This window comes from Actinomadura kijaniata NBRC 14229 (assembly GCF_001552175.1).
GTDB classification, from domain to species: Bacteria; Actinomycetota; Actinomycetes; order Streptosporangiales; family Streptosporangiaceae; genus Spirillospora; species Spirillospora kijaniata.
This window is the reverse complement of record NZ_BCQR01000284.1, coordinates 1-7,479: the sequence shown is the minus strand read 5'-3', so window position 1 is coordinate 7,479 and position 7,479 is coordinate 1. Positions and strand designations below refer to the sequence as shown.

General features: G+C 75.9%; 8 protein-coding genes. 5 read left to right on the top strand and 3 right to left on the bottom strand.

Annotation, left to right across the window (positions count from 1 at the left end):
* Window positions 1-311: 311 nt before the first annotated feature.
* Entirely contained in the window at window positions 312-1,367 is a 1,056-nt protein-coding gene (locus AKI01S_RS54535) for a PepSY domain-containing protein (RefSeq protein ID WP_067833414.1), read from the bottom strand.
* A 161-nt stretch (window positions 1,368-1,528) separates the two neighbouring features.
* A complete protein-coding gene (locus AKI01S_RS47455; protein ID WP_067833411.1) occupies window positions 1,529-2,158 on the bottom strand; it encodes a PepSY domain-containing protein in 630 nt (209 codons plus the stop codon).
* 115 nt (window positions 2,159-2,273) lie between these two features.
* On the opposite strand from AKI01S_RS47455, the gene AKI01S_RS47450 reads away from it, so the two are divergent.
* The 3 genes from AKI01S_RS47450 to AKI01S_RS47440 all read left to right on the top strand — a co-directional run bounded on the left by AKI01S_RS47450 (window position 2,274) and on the right by AKI01S_RS47440 (window position 5,263).
* Window positions 2,274-2,966 carry a response regulator transcription factor gene (locus tag AKI01S_RS47450; protein WP_067833408.1) on the top strand — a complete coding sequence of 231 codons (693 nt, stop codon included), beginning with the start codon at window positions 2,274-2,276 and terminating at the stop codon, window positions 2,964-2,966.
* 11 nt (window positions 2,967-2,977) lie between these two features.
* Window positions 2,978-4,285: a sensor histidine kinase gene (locus AKI01S_RS47445; protein WP_245682088.1), complete on the top strand. Its 1,308-nt coding sequence runs from the start codon at window positions 2,978-2,980 to the stop codon at window positions 4,283-4,285.
* A 144-nt stretch (window positions 4,286-4,429) separates the two neighbouring features.
* Window positions 4,430-5,263, top strand: a complete 834-nt coding sequence (locus AKI01S_RS47440; RefSeq protein ID WP_067833403.1) for an NAD-dependent epimerase/dehydratase family protein — start codon at window positions 4,430-4,432, stop codon at window positions 5,261-5,263.
* Window positions 5,264-5,294: 31 nt separating this feature from the next.
* Here the strand turns inward: AKI01S_RS47440 and AKI01S_RS47435 are convergent, their stop codons facing one another.
* Window positions 5,295-6,674, bottom strand: coding sequence for a cytochrome P450 (locus AKI01S_RS47435; protein ID WP_067833400.1), 1,380 nt, complete (start codon window positions 6,672-6,674; stop codon window positions 5,295-5,297).
* Between the two features lie 155 nt (window positions 6,675-6,829).
* Here AKI01S_RS47435 and AKI01S_RS47430 point away from each other — a divergent pair, with 155 nt between their 5' ends.
* Together AKI01S_RS47430 and AKI01S_RS47425 are read left to right on the top strand one after the other, a co-directional pair.
* Entirely contained in the window at window positions 6,830-7,276 is a 447-nt protein-coding gene (locus AKI01S_RS47430) for a hypothetical protein (protein ID WP_157420704.1), read from the top strand.
* A partial coding sequence (locus AKI01S_RS47425; protein WP_218010088.1) for a hypothetical protein occupies window positions 7,276-7,479 on the top strand: 204 nt, incomplete at its 3' end. The genes AKI01S_RS47430 and AKI01S_RS47425, both read left to right, overlap by 1 nt.

Below are 7,479 nucleotides of genomic sequence, written 5' to 3'. Positions count from 1 at the left end.
TCCAAGGGGGCTGGCCCCCTTGCCAGGGTTCGCAGCACGACGGGAAGCGGAGCGCCAGCGGAGTCTTCCCGGCGTGCGCGGGCCCGATGTGGGGGTTTGGGGGGACGGTCCCCCCAAGGCCAACACAGCCGCTTTCGCCAAGCCCTCCGCACAGACCACAAACCCCCGGGGGTCTACACCCAACCGGAAACCCCAACCCCCAAAACCCCAACCCCCGCTTTCGCCAAGCCTCCCCACAGGCCCTAAACCCCCGAGGGTCTACACACCCCCGCCAACCCCACCCCGAGCCCGCTTCGGGGGCGGCCAGCCGACTAAGCGACGACCTCGCCGGTGGCCGGGTCGACGGTCAGCTCGCGTTTGTCCCCGTCCGCCTCGACCACCTCCACGGACCAGACGTGGACGGCGCGCCTGCGGTCCAGGTCCACCGACACCACCATGCCCGGGGCGGTCCTCAGCGCGTCCGCGGCGACCCGTCCGGCGTCGGTGCCCGCCTCCCGCAGCGTCTTCGCCCTGGCCGCGTCGTCGCCCCGGTCCGAGGTGTCCGGGTGGACGCCGAGGAGCGCGGCGTCGTGCGCGTCCAGGCGCACCTGACGCCAGGTGCCGTCGGCGGCCAGCACCTCGGCCTCCCAGACGAACCGGTCCTCGTCCGCGTCCAGGTCCAGCCCCGCGACCCGGCCCGGGACGGCCCGCGACGCGGCCTCGGCGGCCTGCCGGGCGGTGATCCGCGCGGTCGCCGCGCTCATCCCGACGGGCGCGCTGCTGCGCCGGGCGCCGGGCATGACCATGGCCGGGGGCACGACCGCGCCGGTGGCGGCGTCCACCAGGACCTTCCGGTCCGCGCCGCCCGGACCGGCCACCGTCACCTCCCAGAGCGGCCGGCCGTTCCGGTCGCCGAGGGCCACTCCCGCGACGGCGCCGGGACTCCGCCGGGACGCGACGGCCGCCGCCCGCGCGGCGGTCACCTCGGCCGCCCGCACCGTCCCGGTCCGCTCGCTCCCGGCGTGGGCGTCCCTGCGGTCGGCGTGGATCCGGCCGTCGGAGCCGCCGAGCAGGACCTCGTGCCAGGCGCCGTCGTCGGCCAGCACCTCGGCCTCCCAGACCGCCCGGCCGTCCTCGTCGTCCACCGCCAGCACGGCGATCCGGCCCGGAACGGCCTTCAGGATCGCGGCGGCGGCCCGGTCGGCGGAGATCTCCGCCGGTTCGGCGGACATCAGGTGCGTCCGGGTGAGCGCGGGCGCCCCGGTCCCGGACGCGTTCCGCGCCCTGTGCGGCGCGCCGCAACCCGTCACGGTCCCGGCGACGGCCATCGCGGCCAGCACGGCCACGACGGCGGCCACCGGAAGGCGCCCCTGCGTCCGGTATCCCATCGGTCCCCCCGCGGTCTTCCGAAGGGGACTATTCCCAGCAAAAACCCGCAGGTCACCCGGGCGATTGCAAAGTCCGTCAAGCGCATCCAAAGACGCGAACGCCCGCCGGACGTCCGGCAGGCGTCCGGCAGGCGTTCGGCAGGCGTTCGGCAGGCGTTCGATCAGTCGTTGTCGGCGGTGCCGTCGGTGTCGTTCCGGTCGTCATCGCGGTCGGCCGCGTTCGCGGTGACCTTGCCGGTGGCCGCGTCCACGGTCACCTCGCGCTCCTCGCCGTTCCGACCCGCGACCTCGACGTCCCAGGACGAGCCGTTCCCCGCCCGCTCGAAGTCCACCGAGACCACGGTCCCGGGCGCGGCCTTCAACGCGGTCGCGGCGGCCTGGGCGGCGGTGACCCGGGTCCCTTCCAGCGCCTTCGCCTCAGCGGCGTCCTCCCGGCCGTCGTTCTCGTCGCCCTGGTCGTCGTCCTGGCCGGGCGCGGCCTTGACGTTCGCCAGGACCCTGGCGTCGCCGCCGTCGATCCTCACCTCGCGCCAGGCGCCGTCCGAGGCCAGCACGTCGGCCTCCCAGACCGCCCGGCCGTCCTCGTCGTCCAGGTCCAGCTCGGCGACCCGCCCCGGGGCCGCCTTCAGGGCCGCGGCGGCGGCCTGCTCGGCGGTCACCTTCGCGGCGGGCGGGCGGTCGTCGCGGCCGTCGTCCCGCGCGGCGAGCGCGGTGGTGGCCCCGCCCGCGGCCAGCAGGGTTCCGGCGGCGACGGTCACGAGCAGGCGACGACCGGTCAGTGCGGGCTTCATGCGTTACTCCCTCGATGGTTCTCTTCGACCGACGTGCCTCACCATCCCCGGCGATCCTGAGGCGCGCCTGAAGCGACCTGAAGAACGCTTCAGGTCGGTCTGGAACCCTGGACCCATGCGTCTGCTGATCGTCGAGGACGAGCGCCGGCTCGCCGCCACGCTCGCCAAGGGCCTGGTGGCCGAGGGTTTCGCGGTGGACGTCGCGCACGACGGGAACACGGGGCTCGACCTGGCGTTCGAGCACGACTACGACCTGGTCCTGCTGGACATCATGCTGCCGGGCCGCAACGGCTACCGCGTGTGCGCCGACCTGCGGGCCGCCGGGATCGACGTCCCGATCCTCATGCTGACCGCCAAGGACGGCGAGTACGACGAGGCCGAGGGACTGGACACCGGCGCCGACGACTACCTGAGCAAGCCGTTCTCCTACGTGGTGCTGCTGGCCCGGGTCCGGGCGCTGCTGCGCCGCCGCACCCGGGGCGGCGACCCGGTGATCACGGTGGGCGACCTGCGGGTGGACCCGGCCGCGCGGCGGGTGTGGCGGGGCGACACCGAGGTCGAGCTGACCGCCAAGGAGTTCGCGGTGCTGGAACACCTGGCGGTCAACGCCGGCCGGGTCGTGTCCAAGGCGCAGATCATCGAGCACGTGTGGGACGCGGCCTACGACGGCGACCCCAACATCGTCGAGGTGTACGTCAGCGCGCTGCGCCGCAAGCTGGACGCGCCGTTCGGGCTCCGGTCGATCGAGACCGCGCGGGGCCTCGGCTACCGGCTGGCGGCCGCTCCCCCGGCGCGCGGGGGCCGCTGATGCTCGGGTCGGTGCGCGCCCGCACGACGCTCGCGGCCACGGCGGTCGTGGCGGTCGCGCTGGTGGCGGTCGGGGTCGCGGTGGTGTGGCTGCTCCAGGCCGAGCTGACGCGGAACGCGGCGGTGCGGGCCGAGGTCGCGGCGCGGGAGGTCGCCACGCGGGTCGCGGCGGGGACCCCGTTCGGCGGGCTGGACCTGCCGGACGCCGACGAGCAGCCCGTCCAGGTCGTGGACGAGGGCGGGCGGGTCCGGGCCGCGAGCGAGGGCCTGCGGGACGTGACGTTCCCCACGTCCGACGAGGACGACGATCCGGCCCCGTCCACGCGGGTCGTCACGGTGGACGGGAAGACCGCCGAGTACCGGTTCGCGGCGGTGCGGGCCGAGGCCCCCGACGGCACGGACGTCACCGTCCACGCGGGCGTTCCGCTGGACACCCGGCGGGAGGCGGTCGGCACGGTCCGGGAGGCGATGCTGGTCGGGCTGCCGGTGCTGCTGGCGGTCGTCGCGGCCGTGACCTGGCTGGTCACCCGGCGGGCGCTGCGGCCGGTGGAGGCGATCCGCGGGGAGCTGGCGGAGATCACCGCGGCCGGGGACCTGGCGCGGCGGGTGCCGGTGCCCCGGTCCCGCGACGAGGTGGCGCGGCTGGCGGCCACCACCAACGCGACGCTGGCCGCGCTGGAGCGCTCGGTGGCCCGGCAGCGGGACTTCGTCGCCGACGCCTCGCACGAGCTGCGCAGCCCGATCGCGTCGCTGCGGGCCGAGCTGGAGGTGGCGCAGGCGCATCCGGAGCTGCTGGACGTGGACGGCCTGGCCGACGAGGTCGTGCGGTTGCAGGGGCTGGCCGCCGACCTGCTGCTGCTCGCCCGGCTCGACGCCGGGGACCGGCCCGCCCCCGAACGCGTGGCGCTGGCCGACCTGGTGCGGGGCGCGGCGCGGCCGGGCGTCGCGATGGCGGTGGAGGCCGAACCCGTGGTGCTCGGGTCGCGAACGCGGCTCGAACGCGTCGTGAACAATCTGCTGGACAACGCGGTGCGACACGCCCGGTCGGCCGTTCGCCTGGAGCTGACCTCCGCCGGTGACACGGCGGTCCTGCGGGTGGTCGACGACGGGAGCGGCGTCGCCCCGGCGGACCGGGAGCGGATCTTCGAACGGTTCGTGCGGCTGGACGAGGCCCGCAGCCGGGACGCCGGTGGCGCGGGGCTCGGGCTGGCCATCGTGCGCGACCTGGTGGAGGCGCACGGCGGCACGGTCGCCGCGCGCGAGGCCCCCGGCGGCGGCGCGGCGATGGAGGTGCGGCTGCCGCTCGCCCGCCCGGAATGAGCGTGATGTGAGTTACCCGGGGGTTCTGGGGGCGACGATCGGTGACCGGGACGGGTCGGCAGGGAACGGAAACGTGGGCCGATACGCGACTATGCTGCCGTCAAGACGACCACAACGACGTGCCAAGTCGCGGAGGTTCCCCCCTTGAAGATCTTTGTTGCCGGAGCGACCGGCGTCGTGGGCCGCCGTCTGGTCCCGTTGCTGGTGGCGGCGGGCCACCAGGTGACGGGCACGACCCGGCGACCCGAGCGTGCGCGGACGCTGGCCGACCAGCGGGCCACGCCGGTCGTCGTGGACGTCATGGACGCCGCGGCGCTGGCCTCGGCCGTCGCCGAGGCCCGCCCCGACGTGATCGTCCACCAGCTCACCGACCTGAGCGACGAGGATTTCGCGGCCAACTCGCGGCTGCGGATCGTCGGCACCCGCAACCTGGTCGACGCCGCCCGCGCGGCGGGCGTGGAGACGATGGTGGCGCAGAGCATCGCGTGGCTGTACCGGCCGGGCGACACCCCGGCGGTGGAGTCCGACCCGCTGGACCCGTCGCTGCCGCCCTACGAGGGCGTGGCCGCCCTGGAGCAGGCCGTCGCGGAGATGCCGCGCGGGGTCGTGCTGCGGTACGGCGCGCTGTACGGCGCGGGCACCTGGTACGCCCCCGACGGGGCGATCGCCGAGCGGGTCCGCAACGGCAGCCTGCGGCGCACCCCGGCGTGGACGTCGTTCGTGCACGCCGACGACGCGGCCGCCGCCGTGCTGACCGCGCTGGACTGGCCCGCCGGCCCGGTGAACATCGTGGACGACGAGCCCGCGACGTCCGCCGAGTGGCTGCCGGTGTACTGCGAGGCCCTCGGCATGCCGACGCCGGGCACCGCGCGGCACGCGGCGGCGACGGGCCGCCCGGCGTCCAACGCCCGCGCCAGGGAGCTGGGCTGGAAGCCGCGCATCGCGTCCTGGCGGACCGGGTTCTCCCAGCAGGACTGAGCCGGGACCGCCGCCGGGAACGCTCCCGCCGTCAGGCCGAGGCGACCGCGTCCGGCACGTCCGCCGTGGCCGGGCGCACGTCGAACCGGAGCCGGAACGGGCTGAGCGTGCGCGGCACCGGCCGCCCTTCCGCCAGGGGCTGACCGGAGGCCAGCCGGAAGTCGTGGCGGTGCAGCAGCGTCCCCAGGAACAGGCTGGTCGTCAGCAGGACCAGGTTGCGGCCGGGGCACTCGGCGGGCCCGGCGCTGAACGGGATCGCCGACCAGTGCGCCTCCGCCGTGCCGTCGCGCCAGGTCTCGGGCGCGAACGCGTCGGCGAACGTCAGGTACTCCTCGTCGCGTTGCAGCGACGGCGTGTGGATCAGCAGCCCCGTCCCGGCGGGCAGGGTGCGTCCGCCCCACTCGGTCTCCTCGGTCGTGTCGCGCAGGATCGCCATCGTGGTCGGCCACAGCCGCACCGACTCCAGCACGCAGGCCCGCAGGTACGGCAGGTCCTGCGGAACGGCCAGATCGCCGATCTCGGCGCGGGCCCGGACGGCCTCGTCGGGATGCGTGGCCAGCAGCGCGAGCGCCCGGAACGCGGCCATCCCGGCGGGCTCGAACGCGAACAGCCACTGCGGGACCTGCTGCTCGGGATCGGTGCGCGCGGTGACGGGCGTGCGGGCCATGACCCCGGCCAGGCTGCCGGGCTCGGCGCGGGCGAGGTGGGTGTGGAGGCGCTCCTCGAAGCGGTGGCGCAGCCGGTCGCGGCGGGGATGGGCGAACCCCCAGTTCGCGTTCATCCGCAGCCGGGTCAGCAGGTCGCTGACCTCGTGGTCGTCGCGGGCGGCGTCGCCCAGCACGACCCGCCGGATCACCCGCCACCAGACCCGCCGGAACTCGTCCCACTCCAGCGTCCCGGTGGTCTCCACCCGGCCCAGCAGCTCGGTGGCCTCCTGGTGGACCTTGGCGGCGACCGACCCGGCGATCCCGGTGTGGACCTCGTGCGGGGTGTCGAGGACCCGCTCGTTGAAGCGGCGGCGGTCGACGCGGTCGGCCCCGGTGGAGGCGAGGACGCCGTGCGGCTGGAAGTGGGCGAGCGCGCTGCGCTTCTCCCGGTTGGCGGCGGCGAACTCGGGCCCGGTGAGGACCCGCGCGACGTGTTCGGGGGTCAGGACCAGCGCGAACGACCGTCCCGGAATGCTCAGCCGGAGCGGCCCCGGGCCGTGGCGGGCGCGCAGCCGCCGCAGCAACCGCCCCGCCTTCCGGTCGGCGTCCATCCTCTCGGCCAGCGCGACGATCCGCGGCCGGCGCGCGATGACGCCCCGCGCGATGGCCGGCGCGAACACGACGGCCGCGACCTTGACGGTGTCGAGCACCGAGGCCCGCGGAACCGGCGCGCGCCCCGTGACCTTCTGCCGGGCAGCGGTCATGATTCCCCCCTTTTCGGTCCCCTCCACCCTGGGCTCTGCCCGTCACACCAGCCTCAAACGTGGGGTGGGGCAAACCGAACCCCCGTTCTCCGTGGCAGCACGATCGACCCGCCGCCCCCGGAACCCGAAGCTGGAAGGGACGAAAGGGGCGCTCGATGTCACCGAACCGCACGGATCTTCCCGGCCGGGTGGGCTACGCGCTGGTGGCGCTGCCCGCTGGCGTCGTCTCGCTGGCGGGAGGCCGGGCCCAGGTCCGGCTGGTGCGGCGGCTGCTCGGGGTGGAGGCGGGCGGCGCGGCGCGGGGGCGGGTCGCGGCGCACGCGGCGGCGTCGCTGCCGCTCGGGCTCCTGTCCACCGTGGTGACCGGGTACGGCTGGCTGGTCGTGGCGCTGAACCTGCTCTATCCGCTGCGCCCGCTGGTCGGGATGGGCGACGGCTCTTACGAGGACGCCTGGGGCGGACCGACGCTCGCGGGGGCGTGGGCGGTCCACGCGGCGGGCGGCGTGGGTGCGGCGGTGGTGACGGCGCTGCTGGCCCTCGGGTTCGCCCGGCTCCAGGAGCGGCAGGCGCGCCGCGTCCTGCGGGCGGGGAGAATGGGCTGATGGGACGCGCTCCGTTCACGCGGCGGACCCTGTTCACGCGGCGGGACGGGGCCGAGGCGCTGTACGTGCTCGCCGGGCTGCCGTCGGCGGTGGCCGGGCTGGTCTACGCGGCCGTGGCGGTGGTCGTGGGCGGCGCGCTGGCGGTGACGCGGGCCGGGGGCCCGGCGACGGCGGTGGCGCTGCGCGGGGCGCGGGCGCTCGGG